General features: G+C 72.0%; 17 protein-coding genes. 15 read left to right on the top strand and 2 right to left on the bottom strand.

The genetic code is table 11. The features are described from left to right. Positions 1-8 precede the first annotated feature (8 nt). The 5 genes from aroC to ACTWPW_RS08755 are packed head-to-tail and all read left to right on the top strand — an operon-like array spanning position 9 to position 3,940. Positions 9-1,190: a chorismate synthase gene (gene aroC, locus ACTWPW_RS08735; RefSeq protein ID WP_443168382.1), complete on the top strand. Its 1,182-nt coding sequence runs from the start codon at positions 9-11 to the stop codon at positions 1,188-1,190. Next, positions 1,187-1,690 carry a shikimate kinase gene (locus tag ACTWPW_RS08740; RefSeq protein ID WP_364132435.1) on the top strand — a complete coding sequence of 168 codons (504 nt, stop codon included), beginning with the start codon at positions 1,187-1,189 and terminating at the stop codon, positions 1,688-1,690. The genes aroC and ACTWPW_RS08740 overlap by 4 nt, the downstream gene beginning before the upstream one ends. Next, a complete protein-coding gene (aroB, locus tag ACTWPW_RS08745) occupies positions 1,687-2,757 on the top strand; it encodes a 3-dehydroquinate synthase (RefSeq protein WP_443168383.1) in 1,071 nt (356 codons plus the stop codon). The genes ACTWPW_RS08740 and aroB overlap by 4 nt, the downstream gene beginning before the upstream one ends. Next, positions 2,754-3,188, top strand: a complete 435-nt coding sequence (gene aroQ / locus ACTWPW_RS08750) for a type II 3-dehydroquinate dehydratase (RefSeq protein WP_364132431.1) — start codon at positions 2,754-2,756, stop codon at positions 3,186-3,188. Before aroB ends, aroQ begins: the two co-directional genes overlap by 4 nt. After that, positions 3,185-3,940 (top strand): SGNH/GDSL hydrolase family protein, encoded by a 756-nt coding sequence (locus ACTWPW_RS08755; RefSeq protein ID WP_375115448.1) that lies wholly within the window; start codon positions 3,185-3,187, stop codon positions 3,938-3,940. The genes aroQ and ACTWPW_RS08755 overlap by 4 nt, the downstream gene beginning before the upstream one ends. A 350-nt stretch (positions 3,941-4,290) precedes the next feature. Here ACTWPW_RS08755 and ACTWPW_RS08760 read toward each other — a convergent pair whose 3' ends face one another. Beyond that, positions 4,291-6,285, bottom strand: a complete 1,995-nt coding sequence (locus ACTWPW_RS08760) for an ATP-dependent DNA helicase (protein ID WP_375115447.1) — start codon at positions 6,283-6,285, stop codon at positions 4,291-4,293. A gap of 364 nt (positions 6,286-6,649) precedes the next feature. On the opposite strand from ACTWPW_RS08760, the gene ACTWPW_RS08765 reads away from it, so the two are divergent. After that, the gene (locus ACTWPW_RS08765) at positions 6,650-7,711 is read left to right on the top strand and encodes a hypothetical protein (RefSeq protein ID WP_443168384.1); all 1,062 of its coding nucleotides are present in this window, start codon (positions 6,650-6,652) and stop codon (positions 7,709-7,711) included. Between the two features lie 100 nt (positions 7,712-7,811). Further along, positions 7,812-9,392, top strand: a complete 1,581-nt coding sequence (locus ACTWPW_RS08770) for a Na+/H+ antiporter (RefSeq protein WP_375115445.1) — start codon at positions 7,812-7,814, stop codon at positions 9,390-9,392. A gap of 31 nt (positions 9,393-9,423) precedes the next feature. Here the strand turns inward: ACTWPW_RS08770 and ACTWPW_RS08775 are convergent, their stop codons facing one another. Then, the gene (locus ACTWPW_RS08775; RefSeq protein ID WP_375115444.1) at positions 9,424-9,681 is read right to left on the bottom strand and encodes a UBP-type zinc finger domain-containing protein; all 258 of its coding nucleotides are present in this window, start codon (positions 9,679-9,681) and stop codon (positions 9,424-9,426) included. 126 nt (positions 9,682-9,807) lie between these two features. Between ACTWPW_RS08775 and ACTWPW_RS08780 the strand changes: the two genes are divergently transcribed. From ACTWPW_RS08780 to ACTWPW_RS08815, 8 genes are all read left to right on the top strand, one after another. Beyond that, positions 9,808-10,569 carry an ABC transporter ATP-binding protein gene (locus ACTWPW_RS08780; RefSeq protein WP_443168385.1) on the top strand — a complete coding sequence of 254 codons (762 nt, stop codon included), beginning with the start codon at positions 9,808-9,810 and terminating at the stop codon, positions 10,567-10,569. Next, positions 10,557-11,321 carry an ABC transporter ATP-binding protein gene (locus ACTWPW_RS08785; RefSeq protein WP_443168386.1) on the top strand — a complete coding sequence of 255 codons (765 nt, stop codon included), beginning with the start codon at positions 10,557-10,559 and terminating at the stop codon, positions 11,319-11,321. Before ACTWPW_RS08780 ends, ACTWPW_RS08785 begins: the two co-directional genes overlap by 13 nt. Further along, the gene (locus ACTWPW_RS08790; RefSeq protein ID WP_375115442.1) at positions 11,318-13,168 is read left to right on the top strand and encodes an AMP-dependent synthetase/ligase; all 1,851 of its coding nucleotides are present in this window, start codon (positions 11,318-11,320) and stop codon (positions 13,166-13,168) included. Before ACTWPW_RS08785 ends, ACTWPW_RS08790 begins: the two co-directional genes overlap by 4 nt. Then, positions 13,165-14,052 (top strand): branched-chain amino acid ABC transporter permease, encoded by an 888-nt coding sequence (locus ACTWPW_RS08795; RefSeq protein ID WP_364132415.1) that lies wholly within the window; start codon positions 13,165-13,167, stop codon positions 14,050-14,052. Before ACTWPW_RS08790 ends, ACTWPW_RS08795 begins: the two co-directional genes overlap by 4 nt. Continuing rightward, positions 14,049-15,215, top strand: a complete 1,167-nt coding sequence (locus ACTWPW_RS08800) for a branched-chain amino acid ABC transporter permease (protein ID WP_443168387.1) — start codon at positions 14,049-14,051, stop codon at positions 15,213-15,215. Before ACTWPW_RS08795 ends, ACTWPW_RS08800 begins: the two co-directional genes overlap by 4 nt. A 10-nt stretch (positions 15,216-15,225) precedes the next feature. After that, entirely contained in the window at positions 15,226-16,518 is a 1,293-nt protein-coding gene (locus ACTWPW_RS08805; RefSeq protein WP_375115440.1) for an ABC transporter substrate-binding protein, read from the top strand. Positions 16,519-16,859: 341 nt separating this feature from the next. Further along, complete coding sequence (locus ACTWPW_RS08810; RefSeq protein ID WP_443168388.1) at positions 16,860-17,708, top strand: AAA family ATPase; 849 nt, start codon at positions 16,860-16,862, stop codon at positions 17,706-17,708. Positions 17,709-17,713: 5 nt separating this feature from the next. Next, positions 17,714-19,636, top strand: a complete 1,923-nt coding sequence (locus ACTWPW_RS08815) for a LuxR C-terminal-related transcriptional regulator (protein ID WP_443168389.1) — start codon at positions 17,714-17,716, stop codon at positions 19,634-19,636. Positions 19,637-19,659 lie beyond the last annotated feature (23 nt).

Here is a 19,659-nt window from a genome sequence, read left to right on the forward strand (position 1 = left end):
TTGTACGCATGTTGCGCTGGTTGACCGCTGGAGAGTCCCACGGGCCCGAACTCGTCGCCATCCTGGAAGGCCTGCCGGCCGGGGTGGAGGTGAGCACGGCCGCCATCGACGAGGCCCTGCGCCGCCGCAGGCTCGGCTACGGCCGGGGCGCGCGGATGAAGTTCGAGCAGGACCAGGTGACGATCGTCGGAGGCGTCCGCCACGGGCGCACGATGGGCAGCCCGGTCGCGATCCGCGTGGGCAACACCGAGTGGCCCAAGTGGGAGAAGGTCATGTCGGCCGACCCGGTCGACCCGGCCGAGCTGGAGGGCCTGGCCCGCAACTCGCCCAGGTCCCGGCCCCGCCCCGGCCACGCAGACCTGGCGGGCATGCAGAAATACGGCTTCGACGACGCCCGCAACGTGCTCGACCGGGCCAGCGCCCGCGAGACCGCCGCCCGGGTAACGCTGGGCGAGGTCGCCAGGCGCTTCCTCAAGCAGGCGCTCGGCGTCGACATCCTCAGCCACGTGACCGAGATCGGCGGCGCCCGCACCCCGTCCGAGATCCTGCCCGGCCCGAACGACCTGGCCAGGATCGACGATGACCTGGTCCGGTGCTCCGACGCCGAGGGCAGCGCCGCCATGGTCGCCGTGATCGACAAGGCCCACAAGGACGGCGACACGCTCGGCGGCGTCGTCGAGGTCCTCGCCTACGGCCTGCCGCCGGGCCTGGGCAGCTACACGCACTGGGACCGCAGGCTCGACTCCAGGCTCGCCGCGGCGCTGATGGGCATCCAGGCGATCAAGGGCGTGGCGGTCGGCGACGGCTTCGAGACCGCCAGGCGCCCGGGGTCCCGCGCCCACGACGAGATCGAATACACCACCGAAGACGGCGTGCGCCGCATCACCAACCGCGCCGGCGGGGTCGAGGGCGGCATGACCAACGGCGAGATCCTGCGGGTCAGCGCCGCGATGAAGCCGATCTCCACGGTGCCCAGGGCGCTGGCCACGATCGACGTCAAGACCGGTGAGGCGGCCAAGGCCCACCACGAGCGCTCCGACGTGTGTGCCGTGCCCGCGGCCGGCATCGTGGCCGAGGCGATGGTCGCGCTGGTGCTGGCCGACGCGGCGATCGAGAAGTTCGGCGGCGACTCCGTGGAGGAAGTCGCCCGCAACCTGTCCGGCTACCTCTCTTCCATGGTGATCAAATGACAGCGAAGGCCGTGCTCATCGGGCCGCCCGGGTCCGGCAAGACGACGCTCGGGCGGCTGCTCGCCGAGCGGCTCGGCGTCGGGTTCCGCGACACGGACGCCGACATCGAGGCCGTGGCGGGCAAGCCCGTCGCCGACATCTTCGTCGAGGACGGCGAGGCCCGCTTCCGCGAGCTGGAGCACGAGGCCGTGCGCCGCGCGCTGGCCGAGCACGAGGGCATCCTGTCCCTGGGCGGCGGCGCCGTCCTGCACGAGGAGACGCAGGCCCTGCTCGCCGGTCACCACGTCGTCTACCTGGAGGTCGGGCTGGCCGACGCGGTCCAGCGGGTCGGGCTCGCCTCGGCCAGGCCGCTGCTGGTGCTCAACCCGCGCAGCCGGCTCAAGAAGCTCATGGAGGAGCGGCGGCCGGTCTACGAGCGGCTGGCCGTGATGACGGTGGTGACCGACAAGCGCGAGCCGGAGGAGCTCGCCGACGAGATCGTGAAGGGGCTGCCCGCATGACGGCGACGAGGATCACCGTACGCGGGGACAGCCCGTACGACGTGGTGGTCGGCACCGGCGTGCTGGCCGAGCTGACCACGCTGCTCAAGCCCGGCGTGCGCACCGTCGCGGTCATCTGCCCCGAGACCCTGCCGGAGATCGCCCGGCCGGTCCGCGAGGCGCTGTCCGCCGCCGGCCACGAGGTGGTCGAGCTGCCCGTGCCCGACGGCGAGCGGGCCAAGACCGTCGAGGTGGCCGCGGGCCTGTGGTCCGCGCTCGGCCGCCACGGCGTGACCCGCTCCGACGCCGTGGTCGGCGTGGGCGGGGGCGCGACCACCGACCTGGCCGGGTTCGTGGCGGCCACGTGGCTGCGCGGCGTACAGGTCGTGCTCGTGCCCACGACGCTGCTGGCCATGGTGGACGCGGCGGTCGGCGGCAAGAACGGCATCGACACCCCCGAGGGCAAAAACCTCGTGGGCACCTTCCTGCCGCCCGCGGGCGTGCTGTGCGAGCTGTCCACGCTGGCCGGCATGCCCAGGGCCGACTACGTGGCGGGCCTGGCCGAGATCATCAAGGGCGGCTTCATCGCCGACCCGGAGATCCTCAGGCTCATCGAGGCCGACCCCGAGGCGGCGACCCGTCCCGACGGGCCCCACACCCGCGAGCTCATCGAGCGCAAGATCCGGGTGAAGGCCGACGTCGTGGGCGCCGACCTGCGCGAGGCGGGCCTGCGCGAGATCCTCAACTACGGCCACACGCTCGCCCACGCCATCGAGCGCGAGGAGCACTACGGCATCCGCCACGGCGAGGCTGTCGCCATCGGCATGGTCTACGCCGCCGAGCTGTCCAGGCTCTCCGGCCGCGCCGACGTCGTCGACCGCACCCGCGCCATCCTCACCGGCGTCGGCCTGCCCGTCTCCTACCGCGCCGACGCCTGGCCGCACCTGCGCGACCACATGCGCCTGGACAAGAAGAACCGCGGCGCCAAGCAGCGCTTCGTCGTCCTCGACGATTTGGCGAAGCCGGGCCGTCTCGAAGCCCCCACGGAAGAGCTGCTCGAAGCCGCCTACAAGGAGATCTCCGCATGATCCTCGTGCTCAACGGGCCCAACCTGCGCCGGCTCGGCACGCGCGAGCCCGACGTCTACGGCGCCGAGACGTTCGAGGACCTCGCCGACCTCTGCCGCGACACCGGCAGAAAGCTCGGCCACCACGTCGAGGTGCGCCAGACCGACGACGAGGCCGAGATGCTCGGCTGGATCCACGAGGCGTGCGACGGCCGCATCCCGGTCGTGCTCAACCCGGCCGCCTTCACTCATTACTCCTACGCCCTGCGCGACGCCATCGCCCAGCGCACCGCCCCGCTCGTAGAGGTGCACATCTCCAATCCCGTGGCCAGGGAAGAGTTTCGCCATACCTCTGTCGTGTCCGGGGTGGCGACGGGAACCATCGCGGGCTTCGGGCTACAGTCATACGTCCTTGCGCTGCAAGCTATCGCGGAGATGAACACCACCTCATGAGGCACTACAAGTCCTTCGTCGCCCTCGGCGACAGTTTCACGGAAGGGCTGAACGATCCCGGTCCGGACGGGCACTACCGTGGATGGGCCGACCGGGTGGCCGAACGGCTCGCCGCAGACGACCCCGCCTTCCGCTACGCCAACCTGGCCGTCCGCGGCAAACTGCTCGACCAGATCGTGGCCGAGCAGGTGCCGGTGGCCGTCGAGATGGCCCCCGACCTGGTCAGCCTCTGCGCCGGAGGCAACGACCTGCTGCGGCCGGGCAGCGATCCGGACGTGATGGCCAAGCAGCTCGCGCGGGGCGTACGCGACCTGCGGGCGGGCGGGGCCGACGTGCTGCTGTTCACGGGGGTGGACCCGCGTGACACGCCGCTCATGCGCCGCCTGCGCGGCCGCTTCGCCATCTTCTACCTGCACCTGCGCTCCATCGCCGACCTGTACGGCTGCCGCCTCGTCGACCAGTGGTCCATGCAGGGGCTGCGCGACTGGCGGGCGTGGAGCGCGGACCGGCTGCACATGAACGAGGACGGCCACCGGCTGGTCGCGGCCCGGGTGCTGGACGTGCTGGGGGTGCCGTTCGAGGACTGGCGCAAGGACTGGCCGGACCGGTCGGTGGACCCGCGCGCCCGGCGGCGCGAGGACGCGCAGTGGATGCGCGAATACCTGGTGCCCTGGGTCTCCCGCCGCCTGCGCGGGGTGTCGTCGGGCGACGGGGTGTCCCCGAAACGCCCGGACCTGGCTCCCTGGTCTTAGGGCTTTCCGCTTACGGGGCTTGCGCCGGTTCTCGGGTTTTCCCGTCACCGGCGTCCGCCCAACCCGTCTCGCACGCTCGCGCCATGCCGTGCTGCCGGTTGCGCCGCTTGCCGTGACAGAGGGCCGCCGCACGCGTTCGCCGAGCTGCGCCGTTCCCGCGCTCGCCGCACCGGCCCCCGCATGGGCTCGGCGTGACCGTGCGGCGGGCGCGAGGCGCGGCGCCGCCGACGCGGCACGGGCCTGCCGCGTGTGCGGTGGGCAGGCCGGAGGCGCCCGCGTGCCCGGTCGAACCGGGGTGGCGAGGCCGATCCGCGGATTCCCGGGCGGTCGGGTCGAGGCGGTGGGGCGGGTCAGGTGGGGTCGGTGGCGAGGCGCTTCAGGGCGGCTCGCGGGACGGCCGGGTCCGTGGTGCGCCAGAACGGCGGGAGCGAGCCCAGCAGGAACCCGCTGTAGCGGGCCGTGGCCAGCCGGGGGTCCAGGACCGCGATCACGCCCTTGTCGTCCTGGGACCGCAGCAACCGGCCGACCCCCTGCGCCAGCAGCAGGGCGGCGTGGTTGGCCGCGATCGCCATGAACCCGTTGCCGCCCTTGGCCGCCACGTGCCGTTGCCGGGCCGAGGTCAGCGGGTCGTCCGGGCGCGGGAACGGCACCCGGTCGATGATGACCAGCCGCAGCGACGGCCCCGGCACGTCCACGCCCTGCCACAGCGACAGCGTCCCGAACAGGCACGTCGGCTCGTCCTCGGCGAACTGCTTGACCAGCAGCATCGTGGAGTCGTCACCCTGGCACAGCAGCGGCACGTCGAGCCGGTCGCGCAGCGCCTCGGTGGCCGCCTTGGCCGCGCGCATCGAGGAGAACAGCCCCAGCGTGCGCCCGCCGGCCGCCTCGATCAGCTCGGCGATCTCGTCGAGGTACTGCTGCGGCAGCCCGTCGCGCCCCGGCTGGGGCAGGTGCTTGGCGACGTAGAGGATGCCGGCGCGCGGGTGGTCGAACGGCGAGCCGACGTCGATGCCCTGCCACTTGCCGTCGCCGAGCCCCCACTGCGCCGCCAGCGCGTCGAACGTGCCGCCGAGCGCCAGCGTGGCCGAGGTGAGCACCACCGTGCGCTCGCCGAACAGCTTGTCGCGCAGCATGCCGCTCACGCTCAGCGGCGCCACCCGCAACATCGGCGGGCGCCGGTCGGTGCCCGCGTCGAGCCAGACCACCTCGGCCCGGTCGGCCTCGGAGGCGTGCCCGTAGGCGTCGAGCATGCGCACCGCCGTGTCGTGCACCTCGTCCAGCGCCGTGAACGCCGCCTTGCGCTGCCCCGCCTTGTCCGGGTCGTCCTTGTCCGCGTTGCGCGGGCCCATGGCCGTGATGCAGCGCCAGGCCGTGTCGCGGATGAGCTGGAGGGTCAGGCCGAGCACCTGGGGCAGCTCGTCGATGCGGCCGGGCGGCGCGGCGGCCAGCAGCGCCTTGAGGTCTTCGCCGGCCTCCATGAGCTGGTCGGCGACGGGCTGGTCGATCAGCCGGCCGACCCGGCGTACGGCCAGCATGACCGACGCCTCCGACAGCTCGCTGGTCACCACCGACGTCACCCGGTCGACCAGCTCGTGGGCCTCGTCGACCACCACGACCTCGTGCTCGGGCAGCACCGGCAGGTCGCCCATGGCGTCGATGGCCAGCAGCGCGTGGTTGGTCACCACCACGTCGACCTCGCCCGCCCGCGCCCTGGCCAGCTCGGCGAAGCACTCGGCGCCGCTGGGGCAGCGCGTGGCGCCCAGGCACTCCTGGGCGCTCACCGAGAACTGCCGCCACGCCTGCTCGCTCACCCCGGGCACCAGCTCGTCGCGGTCGCCGGTCTCGGTCTCCTCGGCCCACTCCTGGATGCGCTGCACCATGCGCCCGGTCGCGCTCACCTCGCGCGGGTCGAACAGCTGGTCCTGCTCGTCCTCCTCGGGCCAGCCCGCCGTCGCCTTGTAGCGGCACAGGTAGTTGCGGCGGCCCTTGAGTATCGCGAACGTCGGCTCGTGCGGCAGCTCCTTGGCCAGCGCCTCGGACAGCCGGGGCAGGTCGCGGTCGACGAGCTGGCGCTGCAGCGCGATGGTGGCCGTGGAGATCACGACGGGGGTGTCGCTGTCCATCGCGTGGCGGATGGAGGGCACGAGGTACGCCAGCGACTTGCCGGTCCCCGTGCCCGCCTGGACGGCCAGATGCTCCTCGTCGTCGATGGCCTTCTGCACGGCCTGGACCATGGTGACCTGGCCCTGCCGTTCGCTCCCTCCGAGAGCGTTGACCGCGATGCTGAGCAGTTCGTCCACTGGCGGGAGATGGGAGTCCGGCACGGCAGTAAACGCTACCCGCATTCCAGGGTCGTCGTGCCGAACGCGGTGTGATCGGCCAGACGCATCCCGGCGTTCCCGGACCCTCTCGGCGGGTTGCGTGGCACACTGGGCGATCGGAACTCCAACCTGTCCTCACCGGGCGTGACCGCAGGGGTTCCCGGTGTGAATGGGAAGGCCGGTTCAGTAGGGTTTTCCGGGGTTGAGTGGACGAATAAAGGCTGGTTAAAGCAGTATGTCTGCCATGTCGGAAGTTGTCCCGTTGCCGTCGTTCGGCGAAGTCTTCTTCGATGCACGAGGTCAGGAGCGGTGCCTCCGCGTCACGTGGCATGAGGGAACGCTGGTCCTCAGCCTGTGGCGCGGCGAGATGTGCACAGCGAGCTTCCGCATGCCGATGGAAGACGTCGGCCGGCTGCTCGACACGCTCGACGAGGGGTTCGCGGAGGCCACGGGCGAGCAGCCCGCCGTGCCCGCGCACGATCCCGGCACCGAGGTCATCCCGGGCACCGGCCAATATCACCGGCCGGCCCAGCACTCCCAGCAACCGCCCCCGCCGCAGCTGGACGAGCGGCCCACGGCGGCCCTGTCGCCCAGCGACGTCCTCGTGGCCCGGGGCGCCCCCGCCCACCAGGACAAGCTGGTGGCCTCGTACGGCGAGACCACTGCCCCAAGGGACCCAGCCCCCGCGTACGGCGAGACCGCGGCCCCCCGGGACACCACCCCCGCGTACGGCGAGCCCCGGACCCCCTTCACCGGCCCCCAGTACGTGGACGCGACCGGCCCCCAGCCGAAGTACACCGGCGACCCCTTCAGCGGTCCCCAGTACACCGGCGATCCCTTCAGCGGCCCGCAGTACACCGCCGACCCGCTCAGCGGCCCCCACTACACCCAGCCGCCCCCGCCCGAGCCGTTCACCGGCCCCCAGTACGTCGACAGCGAGCCCGTCTACCAGATGCCCGGCGACCAGCGCCGCCAGGCGCCGCTGAGCACCGACCCGCTCGGCTTCCCGTCCCAGGCCGCCGACCCGTACCAGCAGCGGCCCGACCAGTACCCGCCCGACCCCTACCCCTCGGACCCGTACGGCGGCCGGCGCCCCGACGCCTACCAGCCGCAGCCGCAGTCGCAACCCCAGCCTCAGCCCCAGCCCCAGCCGCAGGCGAGCGCGGCGGGCCTGGGCACGCCCATGCACGGCATCCCGGGCGCGGGCCGCCGCCGCTCGGCCCCCCAGCAGCCGCCGCAGCCCGTCCACGACGACTACGGCCCCTACCAGACCCCGCCCAACCCGGTGGACCCGCTGCTGGCCCTCGGCCGGCAGGAGCAGTACCAGCAACAGCAGCCCGACCCGAACCTGCCGCGTTCGTACGCCGGGGACCCCATGTTCTCCACGGGCGAGCGCCTGCGCCCCGAGCAGCCCGACTACCACGAGAGAAGCGACCGCAGGGAGTGGTGACCACGCGCTTCCGCCCGGACGGTACGCTCACCGCGGGACGATCGATCCGGACCTGATCGATCGCCCCTGACAGGACGGGGCTCGGGCGGGAGGAGCGTGGGTGAATCCGACCATGGGCCTGCAACTGCTGTTGATGGCCGGTGGGGCGATCGGCGTGACGGCCGTCGCACGGCGCAAGGGCTGGCCGGCCCCGCTCCTGCTGGTGGCGGCGGGGCTGCTGGTCTCGCCGCTGGTGCCGGCCGTGCCGCTGGACCCGGAGCTGGTGCTCTACGTCTTCCTGCCGCCGCTGCTCTACTCCGCCGCGCTCGACAGCTCCTACCTGCGCCTGCGTGACGTCAAGCGGGCCGTCGGGCTGCTGTCGGTCGGGCTGGTGGTGTTCACCACGGCCGTCGTCGGGCTGGTCGTCCACCTGCTGCTGCCCGACCTGCCGCTCGCGCTCGCGTTCGCGCTCGGCGCCATCATCGCCCCGCCCGACGCGGTGGCCGCCGTGGCGGTCGGGCGGCGGCTGGGCCTGCCGCGCACGTCGCTGACCATCCTGATCGGCGAGAGCCTGTTCAACGACGCCACCGCGCTGACGCTCTACCGGGTGGCCATCGGGGCGGCCGTGGGCGGGGCCGTGAGCCTGTGGGAGGGGCTGGGCGAGTTCGTGCTCGCCGCCGCCGGCGGGGTGGCGATCGGGCTGGCGCTGGCGTTCGTCTTCGCCTGGCTGTTCCAGCGCACCCGCGACTCGCTGGTCGAGAACACGCTGATGCTGCTGATCCCGTTCGCCGCCTACCTCACGGCGGAGTCCGTGCACGCCTCCGGCGTCATCTCGGTCGTGATCGTCGGGCTCTACCTGGGCAACCGCATGCACCTGCGGGGGTTCGGCACGCGGCTGGTGTCCGACGCGGTGTGGAGGGTCACCGACTTCTTCCTCGAAGCGATCGTGTTCGCGCTGATCGGGCTGCAGCTCGTGACCGTGGTCGAGGGCATCACCGGCTACAGCCCCTGGCACGTCGCCGGCTACGCGGCGGCGGTGCTGGGGGTGACGATCGTCAGCAGGTTCGTGTGGGTGTTCTCGGTGACCTACCTGATCAAGGTGCTGGGTAAGGGCGACCGGCGGCCGACGGTGCCGCAGACGGTGATCCTGGGGTGGGCGGGCATGCGGGGCGTGGTGTCGCTGGCCGCCGCGTTCGCCATCCCGCCGGAGGTGCCCGAGCGCGATCGGGCGATGCTGCTGTTCCTGACGTTCACCACCGTGATCGGCACGCTGCTCATCCAGGGCACCACGTTCCCCGCGCTGATCAGGCGGTTGCGCGTGTCGAGCGAGCAGGAGCGGTACGAAGACCGCCTGGCCGAGGCGGCGGCCCAGCAGGCGGCGCTGGAGGCGGGGCTGGCGGAGCTGGACCGGCTGGTCGCCCAGCTCGGGAGCGAGCCCGACGAGATCCAGAAACAGGTCGTCGACCAGCTCAAGGAGAAGTCGTGGCGGCGCTCCCTGAGCGCGTGGGAGCGCCTGGGCGGCGGCACCGGCGCCGGCGGCGCGGAGACCCCCAGCTCGCTCTACCGCCGCCTGCGCCGCGACATGCTGCAGGCCGAGCGTCAGGTGTTCGTCCGGCTGCGCGACGAGCGCCGGCTCGAGGACGAGGTGCTGCGCGAGGTGATGGCCCAGCTCGACTTCGAGGAAGCGATCCTCGAGCGTTAGGCCCTTCGTCCAATGAGGCGATCCGCCGGCGTCAGGCCATCTGGCTGTCCACGAAGCACCACCGCCAGCTCTCGCCGGGCTCGAAGGATTGGACGACCGGGTGGCCCGTCGCGTGGAAGTGGCCGGTGGCGTGCTTGGACGGCGAGGAGTCGCAGCAGCCGATGTGGCCGCACTCCAGGCAGCGCCGCAGGTGCACCCAGCGGCCGCCGGAGGCCAGGCACTCCTCGCAGCCGGCCGGAGTCTTCGCGGTCGGGTCGTCGGACGTGGAAAGATGCTCACAAATTGCCATACCAGAAATCCTAGGACCAGAGTCTCGTTCGAATTTCGGCCGGGCCTCTTGTGGCGCGCCGGGCAAGCGTGGACATTGGCCTCATCGGGGGAGTGACATAGGCCACACCATCCCGAGGAGCCGCGCGTGCTTGAGGTACGCAACCTCGAGGTCGTCTACGACGACGTGATGCTCGTGCTGCGCGGCGTCAGCCTCAGCGTCCCGCCCGGGTCGATCGTGGCGCTGCTCGGTGCGAACGGCGCGGGCAAGACGACCCTGCTGCGGGCGCTGTCGGGGCTGCTCGACGTGCACGACGGAGAGATCACCAAGGGCGGCGTCACGCTGGAGGGCAAGCCCATCCACCACCTCAGGCCGGCCCAGATCGTCCGGCGCGGGGTGAGCCAGGTGATGGAGGGCCGCCGCATCCTGTCGGAGCTGACCGTCGAGGAGAACCTCAGGGTCGGCGGCCACACCGCGGGCGACTCGCAGCTGCAGCGCGTCTACGACCTGTTCCCGGTGCTGCGCGAGCGGCGCAGGAGCGTGTCCGGCTACCTGTCGGGCGGCGAGCAGCAGATGCTGGCCGTCGGCCGCGCCCTCATGGCGGACCCGAAATACCTGCTGCTGGACGAGCCCAGCCTGGGCCTGGCGCCGTCGCTGGTCGGCCAGGTCCGCGACCTCATCGTCGAGATCAACCGGCAGGGCACCACGGTCCTGCTGGTCGAGCAGAACGCCACGATGGCCCTGTCCATCGCCTCCCACGGCTACGTCATGGAGACCGGAAAGATCGTGATGGACAAGCCGGCGCGCGAGCTGCTCGCCGACGAGGACATCAAGGAGTTCTACCTGGGGGCCGTCCGCTCGTTCCGCGAGGTCAAGCACTACAAGCGGAGAAAACGATGGCTCTCCTGACATTTGACGACGTGCACTTGAGCTTCGCCGGGGTGAAGGCCATCGACGGAGTCTCCTTCGAGGTGCGCCAGGCGGAGCTGCTGGCCGTCATCGGACCGAACGGCGCCGGCAAGACCTCGATCTTCAACGTCCTGTCCGGCGTCTACCGGCCCCAGAGCGGCCGGGTCACGTTCCTCGGCGCGGACCTGCTGACCAGGCGCCCGCACGAGATCGCCGCCATGGGCCTGGCCAGGACGTTCCAGAACGTGGAGCTGTTCCACAACCTGACGGTGCTGGACAACCTGATGCTCGGCCGCCACCACCACTTCCGCTACGGCGCGCTGTCCGCGCTGCTCTGGTACGGCCGCGCCAGGCGGGCCGAGCTGGCCGCCCGCGCGAAGGTCGAGGACATCATCGACTTCCTGGAGCTGGAGGCGTGGCGCCGCCATCCCGTGCGGCTGCTGCCGTACGGGGTGCAGAAGCGGGTCGAGCTCGGCCGCGCGCTGGCCATGGAGCCCCGGCTGCTCCTGCTGGACGAGCCCGTGGCCGGCATGAACCTGGAGGAGACCGAGGACATGGCCAGGTTCGTCATGGACATCCGCGACGAGCTGGGCATCCCCGTCGTGCTCGTGGACCACGACATGGCGCTGGTCATGGACCTGGCCGACCGGGTGCTCGTGCTCGACTTCGGACGCCCGGTCGCGCTCGGCAGCCCGGCCGAGGTCCAGCGCGATCCGGCGGTCATCGAGGCGTACCTGGGAGGGACGGCATGAGCGTGCGGACCGAGGGCGTGACGACGGCGACGATCGTCACGAGGGTGCGTGAGCGGGCCAGGACCGCCCCCGAGGCCGTCGCGATGCGGCACAAGGACCTCGGGATCTGGCAGGAGGTCACCTGGGCCGCGTACTGGACGCAGGTCGAGCTGGTCGCGCACGCCCTGCTCGCGCTCGGCGTCGAGCCCGGCGACCGGGTGGCCGTGCACTCGGAGAACCGGCCCGAATGGCTCTACGCCGACCTCGGCACGGTCGCCGTGCGCGGCATCACGGTCGGCCTCTACCCCACCAACCCGCCCGCCGAGGTCGCCTACCTGCTGGGCGACTCCGGCGCGAAGATCCTTATCGCCGAGGACCAGGAGCAGGTGGACAAGGCCCTGGCCGTCCTCGACGAGTGCCCCGACCTGCGGCATATCGTCTACCTGGAGCCGCGCGGCATCCGCGGCCGCTACGACGACGACGTCCTGATGTCCTGGCCCGAGCTGCTCGCCCTGGGTGCCGAGCACCGCGCCGCGCACCCCGGCACCGTGGAGCGCCGCATGGCCGAGGTCGAGCCCGGCGACGTGATGACGCTCATCTACACCTCCGGCACCACCGGGCCGCCCAAGGGCGTGATGCTCACCGTCGGGAACGTCGAGTTCGCCGTGCGCACGCTCGTCGAAGGCGGCGGCTTCACCTCGCCGCCGCCCGCCGAACGCGACCTCGCCCTGTCCTACCTGCCGCTGTGCCACGTGGCCGAGCGCGCGTTCACGGTGTGGTTCAACGCGGCGGCCGGGGTGCAGGTGAACTTCGCCGAGTCCATCGACACCGTCCAGGCCAACCTGCGGGAGGTGCAGCCGACGATCCTGTTCGGGGTGCCGCGGATCTGGGAGAAGGTCCTGGCCCAGGTCAACATCAGGCTGGAGTCGGCGTCGCCGGTCAAGCGGGCGGTCACCAGGTTCTGGCTGCGGGCGGCCGACCGGATCGGCGACACGCTGGTGCGCACGGGCGGGCGGCACACGTCCGGCACGCGGATGGCGTACGCGCTGGGCTGGGTGTTCTGCTACCGCTCGCTGCGCGAGCGGCTCGGCATGCGGCGGGTGCGCTACGCCGCCTCCGGGGCCGCGCCGATCGCGCCCGACGTGCTCAAGTTCTACATGGGCATCGGGGTGCCCATGCACGAGGTGTACGGCATGAGCGAGAACACCGCGATCGCCACCGCCAACCGCCCCGGCCGGATCCGCCTGGGCACGGTCGGCGAGCCGCACCCCGGCATCGAGCTGAAGATCGACGAGGCCACCGGCGAGATCATGACCAGGCACCCGGGGAACTTCGCCGGCTACTGGCGCAACCCCCGCGCCACGAAGGACGTCCTGGACGAGGACGGCTGGCTGCACACCGGCGACGTGGGCGAGTTCGTCGAGGGCACGCACGTGCGGATCACCGACCGGATGAAGGACATCATCATCACGGCCGGTGGCAAGAACCTGGCGCCCAGCGAGATCGAGAACGCGCTGAAGGCCTCGCCGTACGTCAAGGAGGCCGTGGTGATCGGGGACCAGCGGCCGTACCTGGTGGCGCTGATCGGGATCGAGCTGGACACGGTGGGGGACTGGGCGCGGCGGCGCGGCCTGCCGTACACCACCTACCGGGACCTGTCGGAGAAACCGGAGGTGCGCGAGCTCGTCCAGGGGATCGTGACCGGGGTGAACGAGCGGTTCGCCCGGGTCGAGCAGGTCAAGCGGTTCGCGTTCCTGCCGAAGGAGCTCGACCACGAGGACGGCGAGCTGACCGCCACCCAGAAGGTCAAGCGCTCGGCCATCGCCAAGCTCTTCGAGGACCTGGTCGAAGGGATGTACAGCCGGTGAAGGGGCTGCTCGAGTCGGTGATCAGGGGCCTGGGCAACGGCTCGGTGTACGCGCTGCTCGCGCTCGGCTTCGTGATCATCTACAAGGCCACGAGGGTGATCAGCTTCGCGCAGCCCGCCCTCATGCTGGCCGGCGGGGTCGCCGTCAGCTACCTGGCCGCGGTGACCGGCTTCTACCCGGCCGTCCTGCTGTCGGCGCTGCTCATCGCCGGCGTGGCGCTGGTCGTCGAGCGGGTGGCGATCAGGCCGATGGTGGGCCGGCCGGTCTTCGTCGTGGCGATCATCACGCTCGGCATCGACGTGGTCGTGCGGGTGGTGGTGAACGGCTTCATCGGCCGCGACGTGCGCCAGGTCGGTGACCCGTGGGGGTTCACGCAGGTCTCGCTCGGGCCGCTGGTCGTGCAGTCGCGCTGGCTGGCCATGATGCTGGTCACCGCCGTGCTGGTGGCGCTGCTGTTCGCGTTCTTCCGCTACACCCGCTACGGCCTGGCCATGCGGGCGGCGGCCTTCGACCAGGAGATCGCGCTCGCGCAGGGGGTCTCGGTGGGCGCGGTGTTCGCGCTGTCGTGGGGGCTGGCCGGGTTCCTGGCGGCGATCGCCGGGATGTTCGTCGGCACCGGGCAGGGGATCGAGCAGATGACCTGGGTGATCGCGTTGAAGGCGCTGCCGGCGATCATCGTGGGCGGGCTCGACTCGCTCGGGGGTGCCGTGGTGGGCGGGCTGGTCGTCGGGGTGGTGGAGTCGCTGTTCCAGTCGTACCAGGGGGAGTTCGCGCCGTGGCTGGGGCAGAACTTCGCGGTCGTGTCGCCGTACGTGGTGATGCTGATCGTCCTGCTGGTCAGGCCGTACGGGCTGTTCGGGACCCGGGAGGTCGAGCGGGTATGACCGAGACGCGCTCCGCGGCGGCGTCCGCCGCGCCCGACATACCGGTCGGCCGGTCACGAAAGGTGCGCGGGCGGCCGCTGCTCTACACCTCCTACGCCCAGGACATGGCGCTGCTCGACACCCGGGCCAAGCGGGTGTCGACGCTGGTCCTCGTGGTGCTGGCGTTCGGGCTGTCGGTGCTGTTGCAGGACCGGTCGCTGGAGGTGCTGGCGGGGGCGTACGTGCTGGCCATCGGCGCGATCGGGCTGAACATCGTCACCGGGTACGCCGGGCAGGTCTCGCTCGGGCACGCCTTCTTCGTCGCCATCGGCGCGTACACGGCCGCCGCGCTGTCCGGCCCCGTGGACGGCGAGAACCTCGGCTACGGCATCGCCGAGCTGTGGATCTGGCTGCCCGCCGCCGGACTCGTCGCGGCGGCGGCCGGGGTGCTGGTCGCGCCGCTGGCCACCCGGCTGCGCGGCCTCTACCTGGCCGTCGTCACGCTCGGCCTGGTCTTCCTGGGCGAGCACATCTTCAAGGAGTGGCAGGAGCTCACCGGCGGCCCCGGGGTCGGCCGGGAGGCGGCGATCCCGCAGCTGTTCGGCGTGCGCCTGGACCAGGACGGCCCGCTCGGCACCAAGGAGCAGCTGCTCTACACGCTCATGCTGGCGCTGCTCATCGTCTTCGCCGTGGCCGCCCGCAACCTGGCCCGCTCCCGCATCGGCCGCGCCTTCGCCGCCATCCGCGACCGGGACATCGCGGCCGCGGTGATCGGGGTGCCGCTGACGCGCTACAAGGTCCTGGCGTTCGGCATCTCGTCGTTCTACGCGGGGTGCGCGGGCGGACTGCTGTACACGATCTCCGGCTACGTGGAGCCCGGGTCGTTCAACCTGCTGCTGTCGGTGCAGTTCATCGCGATGGTGCTGATCGGCGGGGTGGCGACGGTGTCCGGGGCGATCGCGGGCGCGCTGTTCATCTCGCTCCTGCAGCCGGTGACCCGGTCGCTGCCCGCGCTGGTGCCGTTCATCAGCGGGGACACGACGCAGACGCCGAACGTGTTCCAGGTCGAGACCGTCCTGTACGGGCTGCTGATCGTGCTGTTCCTCATCTTCGAGCCCCGAGGCCTGTTCGGCCTGTGGATCCGGGTTCGCAACTACTGGAAGTCCTGGCCGTTCTCGTACTAGGAGGGTTGCGATGAAGAGTCGCTCCGCAACCGGATTTATCGCCATAATGGCCCTGCTGTCCGCATGCGGTGTCTTCCGGGGGGACGATCAGGGCGGTGAGGGCGCCGCCGCGCAGGCTCCAGGCGTCACCGCCGAACCCTGCCCCTCAGCCGTCGACACCAAGAAGGGCTGCATCTACCTCGGCACGGTCTCCGACCTGACCTCCGGCCCCTTCGCCGCGCTGGCCGTACCGATCACCGACGCCCAGAAGGCGTTCTGGGCCCGCGTCAACAAGGCGGGCGGCATCGGCGGCAAGTACGAGGTGGACGTCACCAGGTACGTCAAGGACAACAAGTACAACCCGGAGGTGCACCGGCAGGTCTACAACGAGATCAAGGACCAGGTGCTCGGGCTGGCCCAGACGCTCGGCTCGCCGACGACGGCGGCCATCATCGGCGACCTCAAGGCCAACAACATCGTCGCGGCCCCCGCCTCCTGGACCTCGGCCTGGGAGTTCGAGGACGTCATCATCGAGACCGGCTCCAACTACTGCGTGGAGGCCATGAACTCGGTGGACTACGCGATGGACACGTACAAGCCGAAGTCGGTCATGGCCGTCCACCTGGCGGGCGACTACGGCGCCGACGCCGCGGCCGGCGCCAAGTTCGCCGCCGAGCGCAACGGCCTGAAGTTCACCAGCGTCGAGACCCCGACGGGCGCGACCGAGCAGGGCCGGGCCATCACGGAGATCACCAAGAACAAGCCGGACCTGGTCATCCTGACGACGGGCCCCGCGGACGCCGCCACGATCGTCGGCCAGACGGCCGCGGCCGGCTACAAGGGCCGCTTCATCGGCACCGGCCCCACCTGGAACCCCGCCCTCCTGCAGTCGCCGGCGGCACCGGCGCTGAAGGCCCTGTACGAGCAGTCGGCCCCCGGCCGTCCCTGGGACGCCGACACGCCCGGCCACAAGGCGATGCGCGACGCGCTGCCCGGCGTCACCCCCAACGACGGCTACACGTCGGGCTGGGCGTGGGCGTACCCGCTGAAGGCGGCCCTGGACCAGATGGTGGCCGGCGGGGACGTCAGCCGGAAGGGTCTGCTGGCGGCGGTCAAGACGCTGAAGACGGTCGACTACGAGGGCATGCTGCCCCCGGAGGCCGGCAACTACGCGGACGCCACGGGCGCCTCGGTGTTCCGGCAGACCCTGATCAACAAGGTGGACGACAAGGCGACCACGGGGGTCACCACGGTGAAGGACTTCTTCGTGGGGCCCACGGCGCAGGCGCACACGTTCGACGGGCCCTGCTACACCAAGCTGTAGCCCGCCGATAGCTCCGGACCCCTCGCCGCTCCCTCGTCCCCGGGCGAGGGGTGGAGCCGTTGCGTACTTCTGCCTGTGGTTCTGCCTCGACCGCAGCTCACCGCGCCTGCTTCCATTTGTCGTGCGCACCTTTTCGAGGGAACGATGCCTGACCCGGTCGTCGGCACGGCTCCCACTCGCGCACCGACCTGTGCGCTGCGTCGATTTGTCGAACCCTGACAGATGTGGAAGCCCATGATCTCCTCCGAGTCCTCGGCCGAGCGGCGATACACCGGGACGGATGAACACATGAGCCGCGACAGCGCCCCTGTCGCGGCCGGCGTGCCGGTCGGGCGGTCCTGGTGATCGGCAGGGATCCCAGGCCGCAGCTGCGTGGCCGGCTGATCGAGTGCGAGACGCTGGACCGGCTGGTGGGGACCGTGCAGGCCGGCCGCAGCGCGGTCATGGTCGTACGCGGCGAGGTCGGCATCGGCAAGACGGCGCTGCTGGAATTCGCGCGCGGCAGCGCGTCCGGCTGCCGCATCGCCCGGGCGGCCGGCGTCGAGTCGGAGATGGAGCTGGCCTTCGGCGGGCTGCACCAGCTGTGCGCCCCGTTCCTGGACCATCTCGCTCGCCTGCCCGGCCCGCAGCGCGACGCGCTCCAAACCGCGTTCGGCCTGAGCGCGGGACATCCGCCGGACCGCTTCCTGGTCGGGCTGGCCGTGCTCAGCCTGCTCGCCGAGGTGTCGGAGAAGGAGCCGCTGGTCTGCCTGATCGACGACGCCCAGTGGCTGGACCGGGTCTCCGCGCAGACGCTCGCCTTCGTCGCGCGGCGGCTGCTCGCCGAGCCGATCGGGCTGGTGCTCGCCGTGCGCGACTTCAGCCTCGAGACCGAGCTGGTGGGGCTGCCGCAGCTGGCGGTGGGCCGGTTGAGCGACATCGACGCCCGCGCGCTGCTGGACTCCGTGACGCCCGGGCGGCTGGACGAGCGGGTCCGGGACCGGATCGTCGCCGAGACGCAGGGCAACCCGCTGGCCCTGCTGGAGCTGCCCCGGGGACTGACGCCGGCGGAGCTGGCCGGCGGGTTCGGGCGTCCGGACGCGCGGCCGCTGGCCGGCCAGATCGAGCAGAGCTTCCTGCGCCGCGTCGAGTCGCTGCCGGCCGAGACGCAGCAGTTGCTGCTCTGCTCATCGCGGCGGCCGAACCGATAGGCGATGTGACCCTGCTGACCCGCGCGGCCGAGTCGCTGGGCATCGACGCCTCCGCCGCGTCGCCGGCCGAGGCGGCGGGCCTGATCACCATCGGAACCCGCGTCCGGTTCCGCCATCCCCTCGTACGCTCGGCGGCCTACCGGGTGGCGGCCCCGCAGGACCGGCAGCACGTGCACCGCGCGCTGGCCGACGCGACCGATCCGCAGACCGATCCCGACCGCCGCGCGTGGCATCTGGCCAACTCGATGACCGGCCCGGATGAGACGGTGGCCGCCGAGCTGGAGCGCTCGGCCGATCGGGCGCAGGCGCGCGGCGGGGTCGCGGCGGCGGCCGCGTTCCTGGAGCGGGCGGCCGAGCTGACCCCCGATTCCGCCCGCCGCGGGGCCAGGGCGCTGGCGGCGGCGCGGGCCAAGTATCAGGCCGGCGGGTACGACGCCGCGCTCGAGTTGCTGGACGCGGCCGAGCTCAGCCCCCTGGACGAGCGCGAACGGGCCCAGGCCGACCTGCTGCGCGGTCAGATCGTGTGCGCCTCCACCAGTGCCGGCGCCGCCCTGCCGCTGCTGCTCAAAGCCGGCAAGCGCCTGGAGCCGCTGGACACCGGTCTGGCCCGCGAGACCTACCGCGACGCGCTGAACGCGGCCATGACGGCCGGCCACCTGCCGAGCGGCGCTCAGGTCGTGGACGTCGCCAAGGCGGTGCTGGCCGCACCGCCGGGTCCGCCACCAGGGCGCAACGATCTGCTCCTGGACGGCGCGGCCGTGGTGGCCACCGAGGGGTTCCCGGCGGGCGTGCCGATGATCCTGCGGGCCCTGGAGGACTTCCGCGACGGAGGGGTCTCCAGGGACGAGGGCCTGGGCTGGCTCCCGTTCGCCTGCCGCCTGGCCCACAACGTCTGGGACTTCGACAGCTGGTCGGTGCTCTCGGCCAGGCTGGTGGACCTGGCCCGCGAGACGGGGACGCTGTCGGTGCTGCCGCTGGCCCTCCACATGCGCGTGTCGAACCGGGCCCTCGCCGGCGAGCTCGCCGCCGCCGACGCGCTGGTCGCCGAGGCAGAGGCGATCGGTGAGGCGACGGGCAGCCGCTTCCTCGCCCAGTACGCCGCTCTGGTGCTCGAGCCCTGGAAGGGCCGGGAGGCCGCGACGCGCCAGGCGATCGAAGCGCTCACGCAGGACACGGTCCTGCAGCGGGAAGGCATGGTGGTGGCCGCCACCCAGTGGGCGAGCGCGGTGCTGTACAACGGCCTGGCTCGCTACGAGGAGGCGTACGTCGCGGCGGAGCGAGGCTGCGAGCACCCGCAGGAACTCGGAGGCCCGTTCATCAGGTCGCTGATCGAGCTCGTCGAGGCCGCCGCCCGGAGCGGTCGGGCGGCCCGGGCGGCCGAGGCCGCCGTGCGGATCGACGAGCTGGCACAGGCCAGTGGCACCGACTGGGCCCTCGGCACGTCGGCGAGCGCGCGTGCCCAGGCGAGCACCGGACCGGCCGCCGAGGCCCTGTACCGCGAGGCGATCGAGCGGCTCGGCAGCACCGAGGTCCGGGTGACGCTCGCCCGTACCCGGCTGCTCTACGGGGAGTGGCTGCGCCGGGAGAACCGCCGCGTCGACGCGCGCGAGCAACTCGGCGTCGCCTACGAGATGCTCGGCCAGATGGGCGCCGAGGCGTTCGCCGACCGCGCCCGGCGCGAGCTGCAGGCCACCGGCGAGACCGTCCGCAAGCGCGCCGCCGAGGTGCGCTCCTCCGCGCTCACCGCCCAGGAAACGCAGATAGCGCGCCTGGCCGGTGACGGGCTGACGAACCCCGAGATCGGCGCGCAGCTCTTCATCAGCCCGCACACCGTCGAATGGCACCTGCGCAAGGTCTTCGCCAAGCTCGGCATCTCCTCCCGCAAGCAGATCCGCACGGTGCTCGGCGGCGCGGCGGCCACGGCCTGACCGCTCCGCGGGCGAGATCCGGC

Origin of the sequence: Nonomuraea sp. KM90, assembly GCF_052246675.1 — a bacterium.
Classification (GTDB): domain Bacteria; phylum Actinomycetota; class Actinomycetes; order Streptosporangiales; family Streptosporangiaceae; genus Nonomuraea.